This window comes from Ensifer meliloti (assembly GCF_030064585.1).
Classification (GTDB): Bacteria; Pseudomonadota; Alphaproteobacteria; order Rhizobiales; family Rhizobiaceae; genus Sinorhizobium; species Sinorhizobium meliloti.
Genome location: NZ_CP120365.1, coordinates 1,707,871 through 1,729,082, shown reverse-complemented (window position 1 = coordinate 1,729,082; position 21,212 = coordinate 1,707,871). Strand labels below are relative to the sequence as shown.

Below are 21,212 nucleotides of genomic sequence, written 5' to 3'. Positions count from 1 at the left end.
AGTTTCGCGTGCTGATTGATATTTTCCTGGAGCAGCCCGACCGTGACTGGTGATCACCTCAAGGCCCTGATGGGCCTGCAAGCCGCAACACCGGTGTTGATCGCGCTCTATGATCCGCATGATCGACTGCGCTACGCCAATGAAGCCTTTCGGTCCGCCTATCACGTTGGGGAAGACGAGGCGCCGACCTGGGCGGAGATCATGCGTCGCAACCATGCCGCGGGCAGGGGCACCGTCCTCAAGACCGACGACCTCGAGGCCTGGATCGCCGCTACGGTCCACAGGCGCGGCAAGGTGCCGTTCCGCACCGTCGAGACCGATCTCCACGACGGCCGCTGGCTTTGGATGACGGAGACCGTGGACCAGAAAGGCTGGATGCTCTGCATCGCCGTTGACATTACGGACGTACGCGCAGGGGAGCGCAAGCTTCGCCAGGACCGCGATTTCGCCCTGCGTGCCTCGCAGGTGGACGAACTCACCAGCGTGCCCAACCGGCGTTATACGATGGAGAGACTCAATGAGTTCATCCGCAACTGCGCCGAGAACCCGCACATGTGGGGATGCGTGGCGATCATCGACATCGACTATTTCAAGGCGATCAACGATCGCTACGGCCATCACCGGGGCGACGAAGTGCTGCTCGACTTCGCCCGCCAGATGCAGGAGTTCGTCCGGCGCTCCGATTGCTTCGGTCGTATCGGGGGCGAGGAATTCATGCTGATCCTGCCGGACACCACCGTGGGCGAAGCGAATCTCATCCTCGACAGGCTGCTGGACAAGATCCGCAACGCCAGGCCGCTCTCGAACATACCGGAGTTCTTCTACACCTGTTCGGTGGGGCTTGCTGAGTATCGCGAGGGCGACAGCGTCGGCGACATCTATTCACGCGCGGACGAGGCGCTTTACATCGCCAAGCGTGAAGGGCGCGATCGCGTCAAGCGTCATACGCTGCCCGGATCAGACCGTGAGTTCAGCCCGGATCAGACCCCTTAGGGAATTGCCGATGTAAAGACGGCCGCTTGCGAGGTCGGCGGGAGCCAACCGCTCGACCCGTGCCCGCCGCTGGCAGATGAGCTCCGTGCGCAGAACACCGGCGAGAAGGCCGCAGGCGATCGGCGGCGTCTTCAAATAACCGCTGCCGTCATCGAGAAAGACCGAAGTTATCGTGCCCTCGCAGACTTCCCCCTTTTCGTTGAGCAGGATCACCTCGTCGGCCTCCGCCGCGGAAAATTCGCTGCGTGCCGCCTCGTAGCGGCTCCGACGCGTGGTCTTCATCCGGAGCAGCCGGTCGTGAGAGTCGAGCCGCGTCGAGGCGATCCGCACCCGCCACGCCGCGCCTTCGGCAAGCGGCACGAATGGTGCCGTCGTCACGTCGATGCTGCCGTCGCGGTCGAGCGTGAGGCGCACGCGCAGCGGCGCCCGCGCGCCCGAAACGGCTCGCCCCAGCGCCGACTCGGCTGCGGCCGCACCCGTAAAGCCGAGACGCCTGGCGGAGCGCGTCAGCCGCGCCAGATGCAGCCGCAGCCTCGTGAAGCCATGCTCCGGTTCGTAGCGCAGCGTCTCGATCAGGGAAAAACCGGTCATCGGGCGATCTCGGCATCGCCGACGGCAAAGCGGGCCTTCAACAGGCATTCCTCGTACTCTGCCTCGGCCTTGGAATCGAAGACGATGCCGCCGCCGACATTGAACACAGCCCGGCCCCCGGCAAAGAGGGATATGGTGCGGATCGCGACATTGAAGCGCATCGTGCGGTTCGGGGCGATGTAGCCGATCGCGCCGCAATAGGCGTCACGCTGCCCGGACTCCAGATCGTGCAGTATTTCCATCGCCCGCATCTTCGGCGCGCCGGTAACGGAGCCGCAGGGAAAGAGCGCAGCGAATATGTCGGCGATGCCGATATCGGGCAGAAGCTTCGCCCTGACGTGGCTGACCATCTGGTGGACCGTCGGATAGGTCTCGATGTCGAAGAGCTTCGGCACGTCGAGTGTGCCGACTTCGGTGACGCGGGAGATGTCGTTGCGCAGAAGGTCGACGATCATGCGGTTTTCGGCTTGCGTCTTCTCGTCGGCGCGCATCGCCGCGATGATCGCGTCATCCTCATCAGGGCTCGAGCCGCGCCGCGCCGTGCCCTTCATCGGATGCGTCTCTATCCAGCCGTCGGCGTCGACCCGGAAGAAAAGCTCGGGCGAGCGCGACAGCAGGACCGGACCGTCGAGGGCGACGAGTGCGCCGTATTTGACCGGCTGACGCTCGATCAGCGACCAGAAGGCGGCGAGCGGATCGCCGGACCAGCGCGCGTGGATCGGCATGGTCAGGTTCGCCTGGTAGCAATCGCCCTGGCGCAGGTGCCGGTGCAGCTTTTCGAAGCGCTGGCGATAAGCAGGAAAATCCCAGCCGGCGCGAGGCTCCAGGAGGAAGGGTTCGTTTTCGGTGCGCCGCTGCGGCACCGCAAGCGGATGGTCCTCCGCCGGCGCGTCGAAGACGCCGAAGGACATCAGCGGTGTTTCCCGGTTCTCCGGCGCGAAGGAGGCCAGTTTCTTCTCGAAAAGATGGCCCGCTTCGTAGGCCATGAAGCCCGCGATCCATTTGCCGGCACGATGGGCCGCGTCGATTTCGCCAAGACCGCGGTGGAACTCAGCCCTCGTCCGTGCCGTGATGACGCGTAAAGGCTCGGCGAAAACCGTCGTGCGGTTCTCGCTGTCGTCCCGGAAGAGGACATAGGGCGCGTGTTCGATCATCGAGGTCGGTCGCTGTCAATTCGGTCCGACGGGGCCACCAAGGCCCGAGCGGGTCACGCCTTATCAAGCGCCTCCAGTTCGTCGATGAGCCCTTCAATCATCGACAGGCCCTGTGCCCAGAACGACGGATCGGTGGCGTCGAGCCCGAAGGGCGCCAGAAGTTCGGAATGATGCTTCGTGCCGCCCGCCTTCAGCATCTCGAAATACTTCTCCTGGAAGCCGCGCTCGGCGTTCTGATAGACGGCATAGAGGGAGTTCACCAGGCAATCGCCGAAGGCATAGGCATAGACGTAGAAGGGCGAATGGATGAAGTGGGGGATATAGGCCCAGTAGGTCTCGTAGCTCTCAGAAAGCCGGATCGCCGGGCCGAGGCTTTCGCTCTGCACCGACAGCCATATCCGCCCCAGGTCCTCGGCCGTCAGTTCGCCTTCCTTGCGAGCCGTATGCACCTTGCGCTCGAAATCGTAGAAGGCGATCTGCCGGACGACCGTGTTGATCATGTCCTCGACCTTCTGCGCAAGCATCGCCTTGCGCTCGCGCTTGTCCTTCGTCCGGTCGAGGAGCGCGCGGAAGGTGAGCATCTCGCCGAACACGGATGCGGTTTCCGCAAGCGTCAGCGGCGTCGAGGCCATCAGCGCGCCCTGCGCGCCCGCAAGGACCTGATGGACGCCGTGCCCGAGTTCGTGAGCGAGCGTCATCACGTCGCGCGGCTTGCCCATGTAGTTGACCAGAACATAGGGGTGCACGGAAGGGACGGTCGGATGCGCGAAAGCGCCCGGCGCCTTGCCGGGTCGCACCGGCGCGTCGATCCAGCCATCGTCGAAGAAGCGCCGCGCGATCGCCGCCATTTCCGGGGCGAAGGCGTGATAGGCGGAAAGGACCGTGTCCCTCGCTTCGTTCCAGGGAATAAGCGCGTTCGGCGTTTCCGGCAGAGGCGCGTTCCGGTCCCAGAAATCCATCTGCTCCATGCCGAGCCACTTGGCCTTCATCGCATAGTAGCGGTGCGAGAGCCGGGGGTAGGCGGCCTTTACCGATGCGGCCAGAGCATCCACGACCTCACGCTCCACCCGGTTGGCGAGATGGCGGCTGTCGGCGATATCCTCGAAACCGCGCCAGCGGTCGGAGATTTCCTTGTCCTTTGCAAGCGTATTGGTGACGAGGGTAAAGGTGCGGATATTCGCCTTGAAGGTCTCCGCAAGCGCGAGCGCGGCCTTCTTGCGCACCTCGACCGAAGGGTCCTGCAGAAGGTTGAGCGTCACTTCCAGCGGCTGCTCCTTGCCGTCCACCGAAAAGGTCAGCGATGCGATCGTCTCGTCGAAGAGCCGGTTGAAGGCGTTTGCGCCCGTCATCGACTTTTCGAGGAAAAGCTGCTCCAGCCTGTCGTCGAGCTGATAGGGCTTGTCCTTGCGCAGGTCCAGAATCCAGGGCCGATAGTGGGCGGCAAGGCTGTCGGTCGTGAGGGCGTCGTCGATCACCTTGTCGTCGATGCGGTTGAGTTCCAGCGAGAAGAACAGGAGATGCGCCGATATGTCGGTAAGCTTCGACTGGACGTCGCCGTAGAGCTTTCCGTTCGCCGGATTGGACGTATCGGAAAAATAGGTAAGTCCGGCAAAGGAGGCGATGCGGCCCATGAGGTCGTCCAGCGCCTCGAATTCCTTCACGGCCGCGCCGATGCCCTGATCACCGGTTCGGCCGGCAGCCTCCTTCAGCTTGCCCTTCCACTTCGCTTCGAAGGCGATCGCGTCGGCTTCCGCCTTCGCGAGGTCCGAGCGGAATTCCTCGGAAGAGGGTGAGAGGTAGAGGTCCGTGAGCCGCCAGGACGGCAGCTCGCCGAGCTCGGCCGGCGCCGCGGTAGCCTGATCGGCCCCGGAGTTGACCAGCGTGGCGCGCAGGAGGGATTGCCCGGAGGCGGCGAGACGTGGCGAGGCAAAATTCATCGTCGGTTCTCTCGTTTTGAACAGGCCTTAACCCTGAAGCGAGGCAACGGCATGGCGCCCATTGCTACCGCCCGCGATGGATAAAATGCAAGCATTTCTCAAAACAGGATGTTCAGCCGTTTGTGGGACGAATGGCCGGTATGATTTGGCACATGATGCTGGCCAAAAGTACCCCGCGTGTCCCAAGCAGGAGGCTTTCGTGACATCCCATATTCTTGTCATCGACGACGATCCGGTGCAGCGGCGGCTGCTGACGAACATGATCGAGCGGCTGGGCCATGTCGCGCATCTCGCCGACAACGGGCGCAGCGGGCTCGAACTCCTGCAGCGCAAAGGCGGCATCATCAACGTCATCCTGCTCGATCTTCTGATGCCGGAAATGAACGGGCACGGCCTTCTCGAGGCGCTCGCCGAGCGTGGCATTGACATCCCGGTCATCGTCCAGACAGGGCAGGGCGGCATCGAGACGGTGGTCCAGGCGATGCAGGCCGGCGCCTTCGATTTCCTCGTCAAGCCGGTTTCGCCGGAGCGGCTGTCGATCGCCTTGGGCAACGCGCTGAAGATGGCGAGTCGTGACGGCAAGGTCAAAACCGCGCGGCGTCCGCGTGGCGGGGCCGTCGGTTTCGACGATATCGTCTCGGCGAGCCCGGCGATGATCCGCGTCATCGATCTCGCGCGCCGCGCTGCTCAGTCGAACATACCGATCGTGCTCGAGGGCGAGTCGGGCGTCGGCAAGGAAATGGTGGCCCGCGCCATCCAGGCGGCGAGCGACCGGGCGGCGAAGCCTTTCGTCACCGTCAATTGCGGCGCGATCCCCCACAATCTCGTCGAGAGCATTCTCTTCGGCCATGAGAAGGGAGCGTTTACGGGCGCGAGCGAAAAGCACAGCGGCAAGTTCGTCGATGCCGACGGCGGCACCCTCTTTCTCGACGAAATCGGCGATCTTCCGCTCGACGTACAGGTCAAGCTGCTGCGCGCCGTCCAGCAGGGCGAGATCGAGACGATCGGGGCGCGTCAGCCGCAGAAGGTGAATGTGCGCCTCATCTCGGCCACAAATAAGGACCTTATCACCGAGGTTCGCGAGGGCCGGTTCCGCGAAGATCTCTACTATCGGCTGAACGTCTTCCCGATCACCATTCCGGCGCTGCGCCGGCGCAAGGAGGATATCCCCGTTCTGGTACGCGCCTTCGTCGAGCGCTTCTCCGCCGAGCAGAGACTCGATCAGCGGCTGACGGTATCGAGCGGTGCCATGGCGCTGCTGACGTCCTATGACTGGCCGGGCAATATCCGCCAGCTCGAAAACGCGATCTTCCGCGCCGTCGTGCTTGCTGACGGCCACGAACTCACGGTCAGGGATTTTCCGCAGGTCGCCACCCAGATACCGGGCTACATCGTTGCCGACCGCTCCGGTCTCTCCTGGGGGGAAGCCGGCCCGGAACGTCGTCCCGCCTCCGGTCAGCTCGCCGCCGCCCAGGCCGATGCCGGCGCGCGGGAACAACCGGCGCATTCCGAGCAGACCCCGGAAGGCCGTCTGGAGAACGCCATCGCCAGCCTCAGCGAGGGCGGCGAGGTCAGGAAGCTCGCCGAGGTCGAGGAGGAACTGATTCGGTTTGCCCTGAAATTCTACCGCGGCCAGATGAGCCAAGTGGCGCGCAAATTGGGAATCGGGCGCTCGACTCTCTATCGCAAACTCAAGGATTACGGCATCGATCCCGACAATCCCCTGCGTGAAGCGGCATAAAATCGACGCATTCACACCTCATTTGCCGTGCAAATCGTTCACCGCCGTTTAGACCTTGTTAGCAAACTGTTCACTATATTATAAGGGGCGGTGAACACTGTGGCATAATTGCCATGCTGTCACCTTATTTGACAGTCATCTGAGACAGCAAAGCACGGTTGTCCGTCGGACGGGGATTGAATGCCAAATTTGTTCGGTTTGGAGGAACCAGTCGGTTCCTTTGCGCGCAGACTCTGCTCGGCGGTCGCTCGAAAGGCGCCCCAGGTCCTGGCGTCCATCGCGCTGGTTTGCTCCCTTGTCACACCCGGCATGGCGCCTCCGGTCGAGGCCGCCGGCCAGACACGCACCCTCAAGCTCTATTTCATCCACACCAAGGAAAAGGCGCAGATCACCTACAAGCGCAACGGTCGCTACGATCAGAAGGGTCTGCAGCAGATCAATCGCTTCCTGCGCGACTGGCGGCGAAACGAGCCGACCAAAATGGACCCGCGCCTGCTCGATCTCGTCTGGGAAGTTTACCAGAAGAGCGGTTCGCGCGACTACATCCATGTCGTTTCCGCCTATCGCTCCCCCGCCACGAACGGCATGCTGAGGTCGCGCTCGAAGGGCGTCGCGAAGAAGAGCCAGCACATGCTCGGCAAGGCGATGGACTTCTATATACCGGACGTGAAGCTCAAGACGCTGCGCGAGGTCGGCATGAAGTTCCAGGTGGGCGGCGTCGGCTATTATCCGACTTCCGGTTCGCCCTTCGTCCATATGGACGTCGGTGGCGTGCGAGCCTGGCCGCGCATGACGCGCAACGAACTCGCGCGGCTCTTCCCGGACGGCAAGACCATGCATATTCCCTCCGACGGCAGGCCGCTGCCGGGCTATGAGCAGGCGGTGGCCGATTACAAGCGCCGCGTCGGCGCATCGGCGATCGAGGTCGCAGGCGGCGGCGCCAAGGGTCCGGGCGATACCGGCAAGCGCCGCAACCTGTTCGCTGCGCTCTTCGGCGGAGGCGGCGACGAGGATGAAGAACCCGCGGCAATCGCTGCCGGCGGCGCCGAAGAGGAAGCTCCGGCCAAGGTTCAGACCGCATCCGCGCCGGCGGCCCGGGATGCGCTTCCCGGCGTTGCCGGTTCCACCGCGGCGCCTGCCGAACAGGATATCAACGCACCGGTGCCGGCCGTGCGACCGGCATTCAAGGAAACCCCGGCTGATGGCGGCGTAGCGGTTGCACTCGTCGCGCCGGAGAAGAACAGTGCCCAGGAGGCGCTGGCAGCCGCCATGCAGCCGACGACGGCCGTGCCTTCGGAATTCGCGGATCTGAGCGCGCTCAAGGTTCCGGTTCCGCAAATGCTCGACCGTCGCGACATGAACGCTCTGATCGCCAACGAGACGCTCGTCGCCTCCGCCGACGGCCAGGCTCAGGAGTTCGGCTTCGTGCCGGTGCCTGGAATGCGTCCGGCCGGCGAAGAGGCACTCGCGGCCGTGGCTCACGCCGAGGTCACTATTCCCGCTTCCGCGGATCGGCCTGCGCTCGCTTCCGCGGCACAGCCGCCGGCAGCCGGCACACGCGTGGCCCTCGCCGCGCCGACCAGCGAGGATCGGACGCCTGCATTTTCTCCGGCGATCGAGGTCGCCGCCTATGCGCCGCAGCCGGGTTCCGCTTCACGTGAGGCGATCTTCGACAGCGTCTTCGACACCGAGGCCGACGCTCCCTCGAAGGGCGCACGTCCCAAGAGGCAGGATGCCGAGGCGAAGAGCCGGTCTTCTGTCCGCACGGAACCGAAACTGACGAAGAAGATCATTTCCGAGTGGGCACTTTCGGCGGGCCGTGTGGCGACCCTGTCGAAGCCGGTCAAGGCGCCGCGCTTCGTCAGCAAGTCGCTCCGCGTCGCTCCGACGACCGTTTATGCGGCCGGCTTTACCAGCAATAGCGGAGCGGTCGATACGGCGCGCTTCAGCGGCAGCGCCGTCAACTTCATGGAAGTGAAGAAGTTCAGCACAAACTGAGCCTTCGCTTGCCGCCTAAACATAAAAAGCCCGCCAGGTCAGTCCGCCGGCGGGCTTTTTGCTGAGTCGTCAGGCTGCGTCCTCGGCTTCGGCGGCAGGGATCATGCCCAGCGCCTGCAGATAGGTGTCGAGAATCGCTTCCTGTTCCATGCGCTCGTCGGCGTCCTGCTTGCGGATCGATATCACCTTGCGCAGGATCTTGGCATCGAAGCCCATCGATTTTGCCTCGCCATAGACATCCTTGATGTCGTCGGCGATGGTCTTCTTCTCTTCTTCCAGCCGTTCGATTCGTTCGATGAAAGCGCGAAGCTGGTCGCGGGCAATGCCGTGAGCATCCGACATGGTCGTCTCCTTGTGGGGATGTATTTTCCGGGTGCTGTGAACTGCCGTGAACGGCCGCCGAGGTCAAGGGCGATTGCGCAACAACACAGGCATTTCCCGCGCAGGTCCTACTCCTTCGGGCGATTGCGCTCGAACGCGGCTTTCTGCTCGGGCGAGGCCTCACCCTGATTCTGCGTCCGCCATTCCTCATAGGGCATGCCGTAGACGATCTCCCGGGACTCCTCCTTGCTCATCGGCAGGCCGGAAGCCTCCGCCGCCTCGCGATACCAATTCGACAGGCAATTGCGGCAGAAGCCGGCGAGGTTCATCAGGTCGATGTTCTGGACGTCGCTGCGTTCGCGCAGATGCTCGAGCAGCCGGCGGAAGGCCGCGGCCTCGAAAGCGGTGCGCTGTTCCGGGCTGATTTCGCTCATCGGTGTGGCCTCCTCTTCTTCAGTCGCTGTAAGCACCCGTACGGGACGGGTGGCGATGGTAGGCATGAAGCTCCGGCAGACCGTTCAGCGCCGCAAGGATGGGCGTCAGACGTTCCGCCCAGGCGGCGGCGCCCGCGGCATCGGCGATCAGGTCCTGGCGGACCTCTATCAGCGCATGCGCAATCCCGGGAGCCATGCAGTGCCGGTACATGGTATCGCCACGCAGCGCACCGTCATAGGGCTCGTTGTTGCCGACGACAATGTCGCCGGCCGCCTCCAGCCGTTCGATCAGCGGAAACACGGCGCGAGGGTCGTTGTCCCAGAGAACCGAGGCATGCCAAGGGCGTGCCACGCCCTTCCAGAAGGGCGTGAAGGAATGCAGGGAGATGACGAGAGGCGCTCTTCCGCCGGCGGCGGCGGACCGGGCGATGGTCTCGGATACGGCCTCGTGATAGGGGCGGTGAAAGCGCCTTATGCGGTTCTGCCACTCCTCGTCCGAGATCGGGTGGTTGCCCGGAACGATCGCGCCATCGGAAATCTTCATGATCAGGGTGGGGTCGTCTTCGCCGCGATTCGGATCGATCAGGAGGCGCGAGAAACAGCCGAGCACGGCCGGCGCGTCAAGTGCGGCCGACAATTGCCGCGTCAGCGGTTCGATGCCGATATCGTAGGCGATGTGACGCTCGAAGGCGCTTTCGGGCAGGCCAAGCCGGCCATATTCCGGCGGCAGCCGGTTCATTGCATGGTCGGCAACCAGCACGAGACCCTTTGCCGGATCGCCCCCGGTGATCTCGTAAGGAGAGTAGTGCTGCATTCCGCTCCTGCCAGGCTGAAGGTACCCACCTGATTGCACGCAAAGCCGCCATTCGCAAGAAAAACGCGAAGCTCTTATGCCGTTCCGTCACAGGAATGACGATTATAATCGATTAGAGTTGCGTTGACTTTCGGGGCTGGGCGTCGCAAGAAAGTGCCACGCAAATCAAAACGGAGTTCCGTAGGAAGCCGTGTCTAGATATCCTTTTTCCAGAGTGAAGCCGGGGTCGATGACGTTTGGATCCATCCTCCTGTTTTCCTTGGCAATTTCCGCTTCATTTCTCTCTGCCGGCGATGCCCGCGCCGATTTTCGAGTCTGCAACGGGACGCAGACTCTGGTCGGCGTGGCAATCGGTTATCGGGCCAAGGAAGGCTGGGTGACGGAAGGCTGGTGGCAGGTTCCGGCGACGACCTGCGCCACGCTGATCGAGGGCGAACTTCAGTCCCGATATTATTATCTCTACGCGGAAGATGCGGCCAAGGGCGGCCGTTGGACCGGCGATGTCAACATGTGCGTGGCCGAGAACGAGTTCAAGATCGTCGGCGTGCAGGACTGCTTCGCCCGCGGCTTCCAGCGCATGGGATTCAAGGAATACGACACGGGGCGGCAGGGAAGCTGGATGGTTCAGCTTTCCGACACGCCCGGCACGCAGGAAAGCCAGAATTGATGAGACGGAACAGGAAAGTCAAAATCCTCGCGACGCTCGGGCCGGCATCGGCCGACGAGCAGATGATTCAGAAGCTGCACGAGGCGGGGGCCGATCTGTTCCGTATCAACATGAGCCATGCAAGCCATGAGGTCATGCGCACGCTGATCGAGCGGATCCGTGTGGTCGAGGCGCGCTGCGGCCGTCCGATCGGCATCCTCGCCGATCTGCAGGGGCCGAAGCTGCGCGTCGGAAAGTTTGCCGAAGGCAAGGTCGAGCTCAAGATCGGCCAGACCTTCACGCTCGACAACCGCGACGTGCCCGGCGACAGCCGCCGCGTCTATCTTCCGCATCCGGAGATCCTCGAAGCGGTGAAGCCCGGCCATCGCCTGCTCATCGACGATGGCAAGCTGCATCTGCGCGCCGAAAAGACCGACGGCAAGAGCATCGTCACCACGGTCGTTTCCGGCACGCGGATTTCGGATCGCAAGGGCGTCAGCCTGCCCGATACCCTGCTTGGCGTCGGCGCGCTGACGGACAAGGACCGCGTCGACCTCGACGCCGTGCTGGCGACGGGAGAGGTCGATTGGGTGGCGCTTTCCTTCATCCAGCGCCCTGAGGACCTTGCCGAGGTTCGCAAGATCGCCCGGGGCCGCGTTGGACTGATGTCGAAGATCGAGAAGCCGCAGGCGATCGAGCGGATAGACGAGATCATCGAGCTTTCGGATGCGCTGATGGTGGCACGCGGCGACCTGGGCGTCGAAATGCCGCTCGAATCCGTACCGGGACTTCAGAAGCAACTGACGCGTGCCTGCCGGCGAGCCGGCAAGCCGGTCGTCGTCGCCACGCAGATGCTCGAATCGATGATCTCCTCGCCTGTGCCGACGCGCGCAGAAGTGTCGGACGTGGCTACCGCCGTGTTCGAGGGTGCCGATGCGGTGATGCTTTCGGCCGAATCCGCCTCAGGCGAGTACCCCGTCGAGGCGGTTTCGACCATGGCGTCGATCGCCAGCAACGTCGAGCGCGATCCGCATTATCCGGGGATCATCTACGCTCAGCGCACGCCGCCGGAGGCAACGGGCGCGGACGCCATTTCGCTTGCCGCTCACCAGATCGCCGAGACGCTCAAGCTTGCCGCAATCGTGACCTACACCTCCTCTGGCACCACCGGCCTGCGCGCGGCGCGCGAGCGCCCCCAGGTGCCTGTCATCGCGCTTTCGCCGATCGTCCAGACGGCCCGCCGCCTTTCCGTGGTCTGGGGGCTGCACTGTGTCGTCACAGAGGACGCGACCGACCTCGACGATATGGTCAACCGCGCCTGTCGAATCGTCTCGACGGAAGGCTTCGGCAAGCCGGGAGACCGCATCATCGTTACCGCCGGCGTGCCGCTCGGTACCCCCGGCGCCACCAACATGCTGCGCATCGCCTATATCGGCTCGGACGGCCAATCGGGCATCTGAGCCGCCGCGGTTCGAGCGAGCGCATTTCGAAACTGCCCCTCATCCGCCTGCCGGCACCTTCTCCCCGCAAGCGGGGCGAAGGGACTCGCGGCGCCAACTTCGTCCCCTCCCTACGTTCCTTGCGCCATTGTCAACGGCCGAGGAGGGATGGGAGCCTGCCGCTCGTTCCCTTCGCCCCGCTTGCGGGGAGAAGGTGGCCGGCAGGCCGGATGAGGGGCATTTTTTAACGAGTGCCGGTCACGTGCGGCTGCCGGCAAGCTTTTCCGCGAGCTCGCCGAGTTGCTCCTGCGCCTTCCGGTCGGAGGGGTAGATGTCGAGGAATTGCTGCCATGCGCGCATGGCAAGTTCATCCTTCCCGGCGGCTTCGAGCATGGTGGCCATGCCGGCGAGCGCACCGAAATGGCGGGGCTCCAGGGCAAGGACATGATTTATGTCGGACATCGACTTGCGGAAGTTGCCCATCTGGTAGTGCAGCGTGGCGCGGCGGTTCCAGCCTTCGACATAGTCGGGGGCGAGAGCGATCGCCTGGTCGAGAAGGTCGAGCGCCGCCGTCTGCTTCTCATCGGCAATCGCCTTGCTGGCCCATTGCATCAGGAGATTCACGGTCGCGCTGCCGGAATCCTGCCATTCGAGGCGGATGCGTTCGGCTACCTGCCGGGCCTTGTCCTCATCGCCTTCCTTCTTGAGATCGGCGAAGAGGGCGTCTACACGCTCTTTGGGGGTGGTGAGGGCAGCGACTTCGGCCTGAGGCGCGGGCTCTGCCGCGCTGAGCGGCGCGGCGGCCGCCACCGCGGCGGCTGTCATGGCAAGAGATGCCAGAATCAAGTTCACAAAAACACGCATGGCGGACATCGTAGCCCGCCATGAAACAAGATCAAATCAATTTTGGGAAATCGGCGAGCAAGCCGCCGTGTTCCAGTTTTCCTCGGGTCGCTCCCGCTTCGGGAAACGTGCAGTCACCCAAGTGGTACGATCTTTGCGCATCCGCCAAGACGCGCGGCGCTGCAGGCACGGCCTGCAGCAAGCATCAGCCCTGGCGTGCCTTGAAGCGCGGGTTCAGCTTGTTGATGATGTAGACGCGGCCCTTGCGACGAACCAGGCGGTTTTCGCGGTGACGGGTCTTCAGGGACTTGAGCGAATTCTTGATCTTCATTTTTCCTGATCCGCAGGTTTCGGGGAACGAAAATTCGCCCGGTAATTCCAACAATCAAAAGCGCGCCGTTCAGCGCGCTGTTCAAGTAGGCAGGCACATACCGTGTCGACCCAATCGTGTCAACCGCGTGCCGGGGATTTTGCCGCCTGTCCCCGCCTTCCATGGCGTCCCCGTCAGAGCAGGCGGGTGAAGTGCCCCATTTTGCGGCCGGGCCGCGCCTCGGCCTTGCCGTAGAGATGAAGGAACACATTGCGCTCGGCAAGCAAGTCCGGAACGCGGGCGATGTCGTCGCCGACCAGGTTCTGCATCACGCAATCCGAATGGCGCGACGGGTCGCCGAGGGGCAGGCCTGCAATCGCGCGGATATGCTGCTCGAACTGCGAAACGACGCAGGCGGCCTCCGTCCAGTGGCCGGAATTGTGTACGCGCGGCGCGATCTCGTTTGCGACGACGCCGCCGTCGGCCAGAACGAAGAACTCGACACCGATGACGCCGACATAGCCGAGCGCGTCGAGGATGGCGGTTGCCGCCTTGCGGGCGGCCTCCGTGGCCGACGGACCGACGGATGCGGGCACGGTTGATGTGTGGAGAATGCCGTTGCGATGCACATTCTCGGCAGGATCGAAACAGGCGGTCGTGCCGTCGGGCGCGCGTGCGGCGATGACCGAGATCTCCCGGTCGAACGGCACGAAGCTTTCGAGGATCAGCGGCACCTGTCCGAGCGCGACATAGGCGCCGGCCGGATCGTCGGCAGCGGAACGAAAGACGCGCTGGCCCTTGCCGTCGTAGCCGAGCCGGCGGGTCTTGAGCACGCCGGCTCCGCCGAATTCCGCAAGGGCGGCCTCGAGGTCGGCCTGGCTGTCGACGGGATGGTATCGGGCGGTGGCGATGCCGCAGCCGTTGATGAAGCGCTTCTCGGCGAGACGGTCCTGTGCCACTTCCAGCGCCTTCGGCGGCGGAAAGACCGGCCGCGAACGGGCGAGTTGCTCGGCGGCCGAGACCGGGACGTTCTCGAATTCGTAAGTGATGAGATCCGCCACCCGCGCAAGCTCGTCCAACGCGCGCGGATCATCATAGGCGGCAACGATCTGGTCGTTCGCCACCTGCGCCGCCGGACAGTCCGGCTGCGGCTCGAGCACCACGGTGCGGAAGTTCAGGCGGGCAGCGGCCATGGCCAGCATGCGGCCAAGCTGGCCGCCACCGATGATGCCGATGGTCTTCATGCCTCGTCTACCGGATATTCCGCGACCGATACGGTCTGCTGTTCGCGCCAGTCGTCGAGACGGTCGGCAAGATCCTCGTCACCGAGCGCGAGCACGGCGGCGGCCAGAAGTGCCGCATTGATGGCCCCCGCCTTGCCGATCGCAAGCGTCCCGACCGGAATGCCGGCCGGCATCTGCACGATCGACAGCAGGCTGTCCTGGCCGGAAAGCGCTTTCGACTGGACCGGAACGCCGAAGACCGGAAGCGGCGTCATGGCCGCGCACATGCCGGGAAGATGCGCAGCACCGCCTGCGCCGGCGATGATCACCTGGAACCCCTCGTCGCGCGCGCCCTTGGCGAAGCGGACCAGGCGGTCGGGCGTTCGATGGGCGGAAACGATCCGGGCTTCGTAGGCGATGTCGAGCGCCTCGAGCGTGTCGGCCGCGTTCTTCATCGTCTCCCAGTCCGACTGGCTTCCCATGATGATGGCAACGGGCGGGGGCGTAGTATCGGTCACGTCTCGGTCCATTTCAGGCGATGATGTCGGGAATGATCTGATCTTCGATCTTGGTGATCTTGTCCTTGATGGCCAGCTTCTTCTTTTTCATGCGCTGGACGCGCAAGGCGTCGCAGCCCGTCTGGATCATCGCGTTGATTGCCGCGTCGTAGTCTTCGTGTTCCTGCCTCAGGCGCGCGATAGTCAGTCTGAGTTCGGCCTGGTCCTGGTCCGGCATGCAAAGCGATCCCCATAAGCCCGGCTTCGCCGATCCGCGATCCGGAAATTCCTGCGTCGCTCTACCACATCTTGGTTAGCGACGGGAAGTTACCCGGCGTCATCATTTCGCCTTCGACAAATGAAAAATGGCATGGCACAGTAAAAAGGTTTCAACCATGGAACATCCGGCATTTGCGTGCCGGATGCAAGCTAAAGGGAAGGGACTGCCAATGACCATTGAGGCTCATCTTGCAACGCTTGAGAAAAAACATGGCGTCCTTGAAGAGGAGCTACACGAGGCTCTGAACTCTCCGTCCTGCGAGGACGAACTGATCAGCGAACTCAAGCGACGGAAGCTGCGCATCAAGGACGAAATCGAAAGACTCCGTTCCTCGACGCACTGAGCGTGAACGGTATTCCCGATTGCATCGGGACGCATCGCCGCGCGGAGCTGCAGAGGCGATGCGACGATAGGGTCAAAACAATCCCGAAAAGATAGATTGCATTGCTTGACCGGGCCAAGGTCCGGTCGGCTTTGCACGGCCGAGCGGAGTGCATCAGGACCAGAATTGGTCCAGCCACAGGTTGAGCCGGTCGAAGCCCGGCCTGTTGATCGCGTAGATCCGCCGTGTGCCGCTGGTCGATACCGATACCAGATTGCAGTCGAGCAGGGCTTTGAGATGCTGGGAGACGGCGGGCCGGCTGATCGGCAGACCTTCGGCGAGCTCGTTGACGGTCCTTGGCGCGCGCCTGAGTTCCTCCAGCAGATGGCGCCGGTTCGGATCCGCAATGGCATCGAATGGGTCCGCGATCGTCATGAGCGGACGTTAGGCGAATTCCCCCGGAGCGGCAAGGAAAATTGTGCGGTGCGGAATTGCACTTCGCGCCGCAGCATCGGCTACACTCCTCCCGATATGATGCTCCGGAGCCCATCCCATACGAGCTTCGAGCCGGCGAGGAAGGCCATCGTGTACATGAAGGGATAAAAGATCTGCGGCTTCATCCGCCGGACGATCCAGGCGCCGCAGGCGGTCGCGACCATGGCCAGCGGGAAGAGCGTTGCCGAGGTCTTGAGATTGCTGAGATCGAGTTGGCCGAGGGCGAAATAGGGGATGAGCTTCACCGCATTGAGGATTGCGAAGAAGCGCACGATGGTGCCGGTATATTCGCGCGGCGCGAGCTTCAGCGGCAGTGCGTATATCTGGAAGGGCGGACCGCCGGCATGGGCGACGAAGCTGCCGTAGCCGGCGAAGGAGCCCCAGAGTGCTGCCGGACCGGCGCGCTGCGGCTTCGGCTGGATGGGCGCACCATTGCGGCTGCGCCACAGGGTGTAGACATAGCGCAGTACGAAGACCACGGTGATGAGCCCGATGATCAGCCTCAGCGCGTCGCGGGGCACATAGGCGGACGTGGCCCAGCCGATGACGATGCCGGCAAGCGCGCCCGGAAGGAGCATCACAAGGGTTGGCCGATCCCCGTGCTTGCGCCAGATCCAAAGGGAAACGATGTCCATGGCGATGAGGATCGGCAGCAGCAGCGCCGCGGCCTGTACGGGCGAAACGGCCATGGACAGGATCGGGACGCCCATCAGCGACAGGGCCTCGCCCATGCCCCCCTTGGACAGGCCAACGAGCAGGACGGCCGGAACGGCAACGAGATAGAAGTCGATGTCGGGAAGCATTGGCGGCGGTTGATCCTTTTGTCATCTCCGTCTATCGGTTTTCCCGAATGAAATCGAGTGCCGGCTTCCGGCCCGAAGCGAGATCGCCAGGATTGACCCATGAGCAACATTGAAGACCGCTGCCGCCTCGTGCTGGTCGTTCCGGATATCGCAGATAGCGCGGAACGCGCGAAGCTCGTCGGCGAGGCGCTGAAGGGCGGCGACGTAGCGTCGGTGATCGTGCCGCAATACGCGCTCAGCGATGCGGATTTCCAGAAGCATGCGGAAGCGCTCGTACCGGTGATCCAGCAGGCCGGCGCCGCGGCCTTGATAGAGGGCGACACGCGGGTCGCCGGACGGGCGAAGGCGGACGGTCTCCACATCGCCGGCGGTCCGGATGCGCTGGCCGATGCGATCGAGCGGCACGCGCCGAAGCTGATCGTCGGCGGCGGCAACGCCACCGACCGTCACCATGCGCTCGAGATCGGCGAGCTGCGGCCCGATTACGTTTTCTTCGGCCGCACGGATGGCGACATAAAGCCGGAGGCGCATCCGAAGAACCTGGCACTCGCCGAATGGTGGGCGTCGATGATCGAAATTCCCTGCATCGTCATGGGCGGCACGGATCCGCAATCCGCGCTTGCGGTCGCTGAAACCGGTGCCGAGTTCGTGGCGCTCCGCCTTGCCGTCTTTGGTGAGGCCGGTCAGGCACCGTCGGTGGTTGCGGCCGTGAACGCATTGCTTGACGAAAAAGCGCCACGGTTTGAAGGTTAAGACCTGCCGATGGTAATCCGCTCTCTCCTGAAATCCAGCCGGCCCGCAGCCCTTGCCGCCGCGATGCTTCTTGCAGTCGCGCCGGCAGCGGCTCAGCAACCGGTCGCGCCTGCGCCGGCCGACGAGGGCAGCGCGCCGAAGCGCGGGCGGATCACGCCTTTCAACGGCGCTGTACTGCCGGAGGATACGGAGCGCAAACCGGCAGCGGCCGGTCCGGAAAAGCCGAAGGCCAGCGACGGCAGCGCGCCTTCGAAGGGCGTCACCGTGTTCGATCGCATGGGAGCCGAATTGCCGGCTCTGCCCGAGGAAAAGCCCTTCACCGGCAAGATCGACGAAGCCTATGGCGCCTTCCAGCGGGGTTACTACCTGACGGCGATGGACCTTGCCTTGCCGCGGGCCCAGCTCGGCGACCCCGCCGCCCAGACGCTCGTCGCCGCGATCCTGGAACAGGGCCTTGGCGTTGCGCGCGACGCCAAGGCCGCCGCCTTCTGGTACGGCCAGGCGGCGAACAATGGCGACCCGGCCGCCATGTTCAAATATGCGCTGATCCTGATGGAGGGCCGCTACGTCAAGCGCGACCGGAAGAGGGCCGACGAACTGATGAAGAAGGCTGCCGATCTCGGCAACGCCTCGGCCCAGTTCAACTACGGGCAAACGCTCGTGGCCGACATGCCGGGCGAGCGGGGGCTGAAGGCGGCGATGCCCTATTACGAGAAATCCGCCGAACAGGGCATTGCGGATGCGCAGTATGCGCTCTCGCAGATCTATCTCAATGTCGACGGCATCGAGGAGAGCAAGCGGGCCCGTGCGCGCGAGTGGCTGCTCAGGGCGGCGCGGGCCGGCTATGACACCGCGCAGCTCGACATTGCCATCTGGCTGATCGAGGGGATCGCCGGCGACCGCAATCTCGAAGAGGGGTTTGCCTGGATGAAACGCGCCGCCGAAAGCGGCAACGTCGTCGCCCAGAACCGGCTCTCCCATCTCTATGTCAATGCCATCGGAACCCGTCCGAACCCGGTGGAGGCGGCAAAGTGGTACGTGCTCTCGCGCCGGGCCGGCCTCAAGGACGATGCGCTCGAGGATTTCTATCTCGGCCTCAACGAAACGCAGCAGAAATCGGCGCTGACGGCGGCAAACAAGTATCGCTCGACCTGACATGCGTCGGCGGACCCGATCTATTTCGCTTGAACTTCCGGGGTTTTTGTGGTCTTGAAGCCCCGGTTTTGTCCGTGGCCTTCCATCCCTGTGCCGCCGCGGACGGAGTGACGTCTCACTCGGTTTTTTGACGACGGTCCCCTTGTCCGCGCTTCGAGCTGCGGCCCGCATGCGGACTGTCAGACAGGTTCAATGTCCGGTCGAGCGGTCTCGGCCGGCCTTCGCTAGAGGAATTGCCGTATGGCCCGCTCCGCCCTTCTCAATGTCATGGTCCAGGCCGTCTTCAAGGCCGGCAAGTCGCTGGCACGCGATTTCGGCGAAGTACAGAACCTGCAGGTTTCCTTGAAAGGCCCGGCCGACTACGTTTCGCAGGCGGACCGCAAGGCCGAGCGGATCATCCGTGAGGAGCTCATGAAGGCCCGCCCGACCTACGGCTTCCTCGGCGAGGAGGGCGAGGAGATCAAGGGGACGGACGGCGCCCACCGCTGGATCGTCGATCCGCTCGACGGCACCACCAATTTCCTTCACGGCATCCCGCATTTCGCCATCTCTGTCGCGCTCGAGCGCCAGGGCGAGATCGTCGGCGCGGTCGTCTTCAACCCGGCGACGGACGAGCTCTACACCGCCGAGCGAGGCGGCGGCGCCTTCCTGAACGACCGCCGCCTGCGCGTCGGTGCGCGCAAGGCCCTCTCCGATGCCGTGATCGGGACCGGCACGCCCCATCTCGGCCGCGGCAATCACGGCAAGTATCTGGTCGAGCTGCGCCACGTCATGGGTGAAGTCGCCGGCATTCGCCGCATGGGCTCCGCCTCGCTCGACCTCGCTTATGTTGCGGCCGGTCGCTTCGACGGCTTCTGGGAACGGGACCTTGCCGCCTGGGACATGGCCGCCGGCCTCTTGCTCATCCGCGAAGCGGGTGGGTGGTCCACCGATGCCGAAGGCGGCGGCAAACCGCTGGAAGCGGGTTCGATCGTCTGCGGCAACGAGCATATCGCGAAGGCGCTTCGCGAGGTGATCCAACGACCGATTCCGTCCAAGTAACGGCAATATAATTCACCCGGAACCGTGCAACGTTTCCGGGATGGCGACATGCATAAAACAGCAACCTGAAGCGCGCCCAATGAATTCGATTTGAATGCGACGCGCTTTAGGGCCGTGCCCTTTGTTTTCCCTTCAATTCGGCGCAAACTTCCACTAGTCTCCGGGCCAATACGGATGGCCTGCGGCCATCGGCAGCACCGCTCTTCGATCGTCCTCGATTCGGGAATGGTGCAGCAATTCAGAGTGATGCGGCCGCCCTCTTGTTCGTCGGACAGGCGCGGAAGCTGCCGCAAAACCGGGAGACTGGCGAACTTATGGCGAAACTGAATCTGTCCGGGTGGCGCGATCGCGAAGACGTGGAGGAGGACTACGGTCCGCACAAGCTTTCGAGCCCGATGCCCTATTTCTGGACGATGGTCCTTTTCCTGATCATCGTCGGTTTCGTCGCTGCGATCCTCTTCCGCCAGGCAAGCGAGGCCTTCGCCGGCAATCCCGGCCTCAACGGACTGATCCTGGGCGTGCTCGTGATCGGTATCCTGCTGGCGTTCAACCATGTCCTCAGTCTGAGACCCGAGGTTCGCTGGTTCAACTCCTTCCGTGCCGCCGGCAGCGCCGACAAGGTCGGGCGCGATCCGGTGCTGCTTGCGCCGATGCGGGCTCTCATCGGGGGCCGCCAAACGACGGCAATCTCGACGGCCGCGCTCCGGTCCATCCTGGATTCCATCGCTGCGCGCCTCGACGAGTCGCGTGACATCACCCGCTATCTCGCCGGCCTTCTCGTTTTCCTCGGCCTTCTCGGTACGTTCTGGGGCCTGCTCGGCACCATCGGTTCCATCAACACCGTCATCCAGTCGCTGGATGCGGGAAGCGGCAGCACGGACGATCTCCTGAGCTCCCTCAAGGGCGGCCTTTCGGCGCCTCTCACCGGCATGGGAACGGCGTTCTCCGCCTCGCTCTTCGGTCTTTCCGGTTCGCTCATCGTGGGCTTTCTCGATCTGCAGGCGGGACGCGCGCAGAATCGCTTCTATACGGAGCTCGAGAACTGGCTCTCGTCGGTAACCGACGTCAGCTCCGGTTTTTCCTCGCCGGGCGACATGACCGACGGCGCTCCGGTGGAAGAACTGCGGCGGCTCACCGACCAGCTCACGCGCCTGACGCATGACGGCGGCGTGAACCAGCGTACCACCGCAGCGATGGCGAGCCTCGCCGAAGGCATCCAGGGCCTCGTCAAGAATATGCGCGGCGAGCAACAGATGCTGCGCGACTGGATCGAGGCGCAGCAGGAAGAGGCCAAGGCGATGCGCAAGACGCTCGACCGGCTGACGGCGCGCATCGGCCAGGCCGACCGGATCACCGTGCAAAGCGAGAAGGCCGTAGGACAGGCGAAGCTCAGCCGCATGGAAGACAGCGGAGGGGATTGAC

General features: G+C 63.8%; 23 protein-coding genes. 10 read left to right on the top strand and 13 right to left on the bottom strand.

The genetic code is table 11. From position 1 onward, the window contains the following. Nucleotides 1-42 precede the first annotated feature (42 nt). Entirely contained in the window at nucleotides 43-993 is a 951-nt protein-coding gene (locus PZL22_RS15495; protein WP_003531064.1) for a sensor domain-containing diguanylate cyclase, read from the top strand. Here the strand turns inward: PZL22_RS15495 and PZL22_RS15490 are convergent. The 3 genes from PZL22_RS15490 to PZL22_RS15480 are packed head-to-tail and all read right to left on the bottom strand — an operon-like array spanning nucleotide 958 to nucleotide 4,675. Further along, nucleotides 958-1,584, bottom strand: coding sequence for an aminotransferase class IV family protein (locus PZL22_RS15490; RefSeq protein WP_003531062.1), 627 nt, complete (start codon nucleotides 1,582-1,584; stop codon nucleotides 958-960). The two genes, PZL22_RS15495 and PZL22_RS15490, sit on opposite strands and share 36 nt — an antisense overlap. Beyond that, nucleotides 1,581-2,738 (bottom strand): aminodeoxychorismate synthase component I, encoded by a 1,158-nt coding sequence (locus tag PZL22_RS15485; RefSeq protein WP_003531057.1) that lies wholly within the window; start codon nucleotides 2,736-2,738, stop codon nucleotides 1,581-1,583. The genes PZL22_RS15490 and PZL22_RS15485 overlap by 4 nt, the downstream gene beginning before the upstream one ends. Nucleotides 2,739-2,791: 53 nt before the next feature. Next, nucleotides 2,792-4,675 (bottom strand): M3 family oligoendopeptidase, encoded by a 1,884-nt coding sequence (locus PZL22_RS15480; protein ID WP_003531055.1) that lies wholly within the window; start codon nucleotides 4,673-4,675, stop codon nucleotides 2,792-2,794. 199 nt (nucleotides 4,676-4,874) lie between these two features. Here PZL22_RS15480 and PZL22_RS15475 point away from each other — a divergent pair, with 199 nt between their 5' ends. Beyond that, a complete protein-coding gene (locus PZL22_RS15475) occupies nucleotides 4,875-6,416 on the top strand; it encodes a sigma-54-dependent transcriptional regulator (RefSeq protein ID WP_003531053.1) in 1,542 nt (513 codons plus the stop codon). A gap of 180 nt (nucleotides 6,417-6,596) precedes the next feature. After that, nucleotides 6,597-8,414, top strand: coding sequence for a peptidoglycan L,D-endopeptidase MepK (locus tag PZL22_RS15470; protein ID WP_003531050.1), 1,818 nt, complete (start codon nucleotides 6,597-6,599; stop codon nucleotides 8,412-8,414). 69 nt (nucleotides 8,415-8,483) lie between these two features. On the opposite strand, the gene PZL22_RS15465 is transcribed toward PZL22_RS15470, so the two are convergent. The 3 genes from PZL22_RS15465 to PZL22_RS15455 all read right to left on the bottom strand — a co-directional run bounded on the left by PZL22_RS15465 (nucleotide 8,484) and on the right by PZL22_RS15455 (nucleotide 9,983). Beyond that, entirely contained in the window at nucleotides 8,484-8,756 is a 273-nt protein-coding gene (locus PZL22_RS15465) for a DUF2312 domain-containing protein (protein WP_003531048.1), read from the bottom strand. Between the two features lie 107 nt (nucleotides 8,757-8,863). Further along, on the bottom strand, nucleotides 8,864-9,169 hold the full coding sequence (locus PZL22_RS15460; protein WP_003531046.1) for a DUF1244 domain-containing protein: 306 nt from the start codon (nucleotides 9,167-9,169) through the stop codon (nucleotides 8,864-8,866). Between the two features lie 19 nt (nucleotides 9,170-9,188). Further along, on the bottom strand, nucleotides 9,189-9,983 hold the full coding sequence (locus PZL22_RS15455) for an N-formylglutamate amidohydrolase (protein WP_010970193.1): 795 nt from the start codon (nucleotides 9,981-9,983) through the stop codon (nucleotides 9,189-9,191). 229 nt (nucleotides 9,984-10,212) lie between these two features. Here PZL22_RS15455 and PZL22_RS15450 point away from each other — a divergent pair, with 229 nt between their 5' ends. Together PZL22_RS15450 and pyk are read left to right on the top strand one after the other, a co-directional pair. Further along, the gene (locus PZL22_RS15450) at nucleotides 10,213-10,650 is read left to right on the top strand and encodes a DUF1036 domain-containing protein (RefSeq protein WP_003531042.1); all 438 of its coding nucleotides are present in this window, start codon (nucleotides 10,213-10,215) and stop codon (nucleotides 10,648-10,650) included. Next, nucleotides 10,650-12,089: a pyruvate kinase gene (gene pyk, locus PZL22_RS15445; RefSeq protein ID WP_003531041.1), complete on the top strand. Its 1,440-nt coding sequence runs from the start codon at nucleotides 10,650-10,652 to the stop codon at nucleotides 12,087-12,089. Before PZL22_RS15450 ends, pyk begins: the two co-directional genes overlap by 1 nt. A gap of 237 nt (nucleotides 12,090-12,326) precedes the next feature. Here the strand turns inward: pyk and PZL22_RS15440 are convergent, their stop codons facing one another. The 5 genes from PZL22_RS15440 to PZL22_RS15420 all read right to left on the bottom strand — a co-directional run bounded on the left by PZL22_RS15440 (nucleotide 12,327) and on the right by PZL22_RS15420 (nucleotide 15,179). Further along, complete coding sequence (locus PZL22_RS15440) at nucleotides 12,327-12,941, bottom strand: tetratricopeptide repeat protein (protein ID WP_003536033.1); 615 nt, start codon at nucleotides 12,939-12,941, stop codon at nucleotides 12,327-12,329. A gap of 175 nt (nucleotides 12,942-13,116) precedes the next feature. Then, a complete protein-coding gene (ykgO, locus tag PZL22_RS15435) occupies nucleotides 13,117-13,242 on the bottom strand; it encodes a type B 50S ribosomal protein L36 (RefSeq protein WP_010970191.1) in 126 nt (41 codons plus the stop codon). 173 nt (nucleotides 13,243-13,415) lie between these two features. Continuing rightward, on the bottom strand, nucleotides 13,416-14,465 hold the full coding sequence (locus tag PZL22_RS15430) for a 5-(carboxyamino)imidazole ribonucleotide synthase (protein ID WP_003536031.1): 1,050 nt from the start codon (nucleotides 14,463-14,465) through the stop codon (nucleotides 13,416-13,418). Then, nucleotides 14,462-14,974: a 5-(carboxyamino)imidazole ribonucleotide mutase gene (gene purE, locus PZL22_RS15425; RefSeq protein ID WP_003536030.1), complete on the bottom strand. Its 513-nt coding sequence runs from the start codon at nucleotides 14,972-14,974 to the stop codon at nucleotides 14,462-14,464. The genes PZL22_RS15430 and purE overlap by 4 nt, the downstream gene beginning before the upstream one ends. Nucleotide 14,975: 1 nt before the next feature. Then, nucleotides 14,976-15,179, bottom strand: a complete 204-nt coding sequence (locus tag PZL22_RS15420; RefSeq protein ID WP_003536028.1) for a YdcH family protein — start codon at nucleotides 15,177-15,179, stop codon at nucleotides 14,976-14,978. Between the two features lie 211 nt (nucleotides 15,180-15,390). On the opposite strand from PZL22_RS15420, the gene PZL22_RS15415 reads away from it, so the two are divergent. Then, a complete protein-coding gene (locus PZL22_RS15415) occupies nucleotides 15,391-15,564 on the top strand; it encodes a YdcH family protein (RefSeq protein WP_003536026.1) in 174 nt (57 codons plus the stop codon). 153 nt (nucleotides 15,565-15,717) lie between these two features. Here the strand turns inward: PZL22_RS15415 and PZL22_RS15410 are convergent, their stop codons facing one another. After that, the gene (locus PZL22_RS15410) at nucleotides 15,718-15,978 is read right to left on the bottom strand and encodes an ArsR/SmtB family transcription factor (RefSeq protein ID WP_003536024.1); all 261 of its coding nucleotides are present in this window, start codon (nucleotides 15,976-15,978) and stop codon (nucleotides 15,718-15,720) included. An 80-nt stretch (nucleotides 15,979-16,058) separates the two neighbouring features. After that, nucleotides 16,059-16,841, bottom strand: a complete 783-nt coding sequence (locus PZL22_RS15405; protein WP_284718706.1) for a sulfite exporter TauE/SafE family protein — start codon at nucleotides 16,839-16,841, stop codon at nucleotides 16,059-16,061. 99 nt (nucleotides 16,842-16,940) lie between these two features. Between PZL22_RS15405 and PZL22_RS15400 the strand changes: the two genes are divergently transcribed. The 4 genes from PZL22_RS15400 (at nucleotide 16,941) to PZL22_RS15385 (ending at nucleotide 21,211) form a co-directional block, all read left to right on the top strand. Continuing rightward, complete coding sequence (locus PZL22_RS15400) at nucleotides 16,941-17,594, top strand: thiamine phosphate synthase (protein ID WP_003536020.1); 654 nt, start codon at nucleotides 16,941-16,943, stop codon at nucleotides 17,592-17,594. A gap of 9 nt (nucleotides 17,595-17,603) precedes the next feature. After that, a complete protein-coding gene (locus PZL22_RS15395; RefSeq protein ID WP_003536019.1) occupies nucleotides 17,604-18,749 on the top strand; it encodes a tetratricopeptide repeat protein in 1,146 nt (381 codons plus the stop codon). Between the two features lie 240 nt (nucleotides 18,750-18,989). Further along, entirely contained in the window at nucleotides 18,990-19,790 is an 801-nt protein-coding gene (locus PZL22_RS15390) for an inositol monophosphatase family protein (protein WP_003536018.1), read from the top strand. Between the two features lie 314 nt (nucleotides 19,791-20,104). Then, a complete protein-coding gene (locus PZL22_RS15385; RefSeq protein WP_003536017.1) occupies nucleotides 20,105-21,211 on the top strand; it encodes a MotA/TolQ/ExbB proton channel family protein in 1,107 nt (368 codons plus the stop codon). The last annotated feature ends 1 nt before the right edge of the window (nucleotide 21,212 follow it).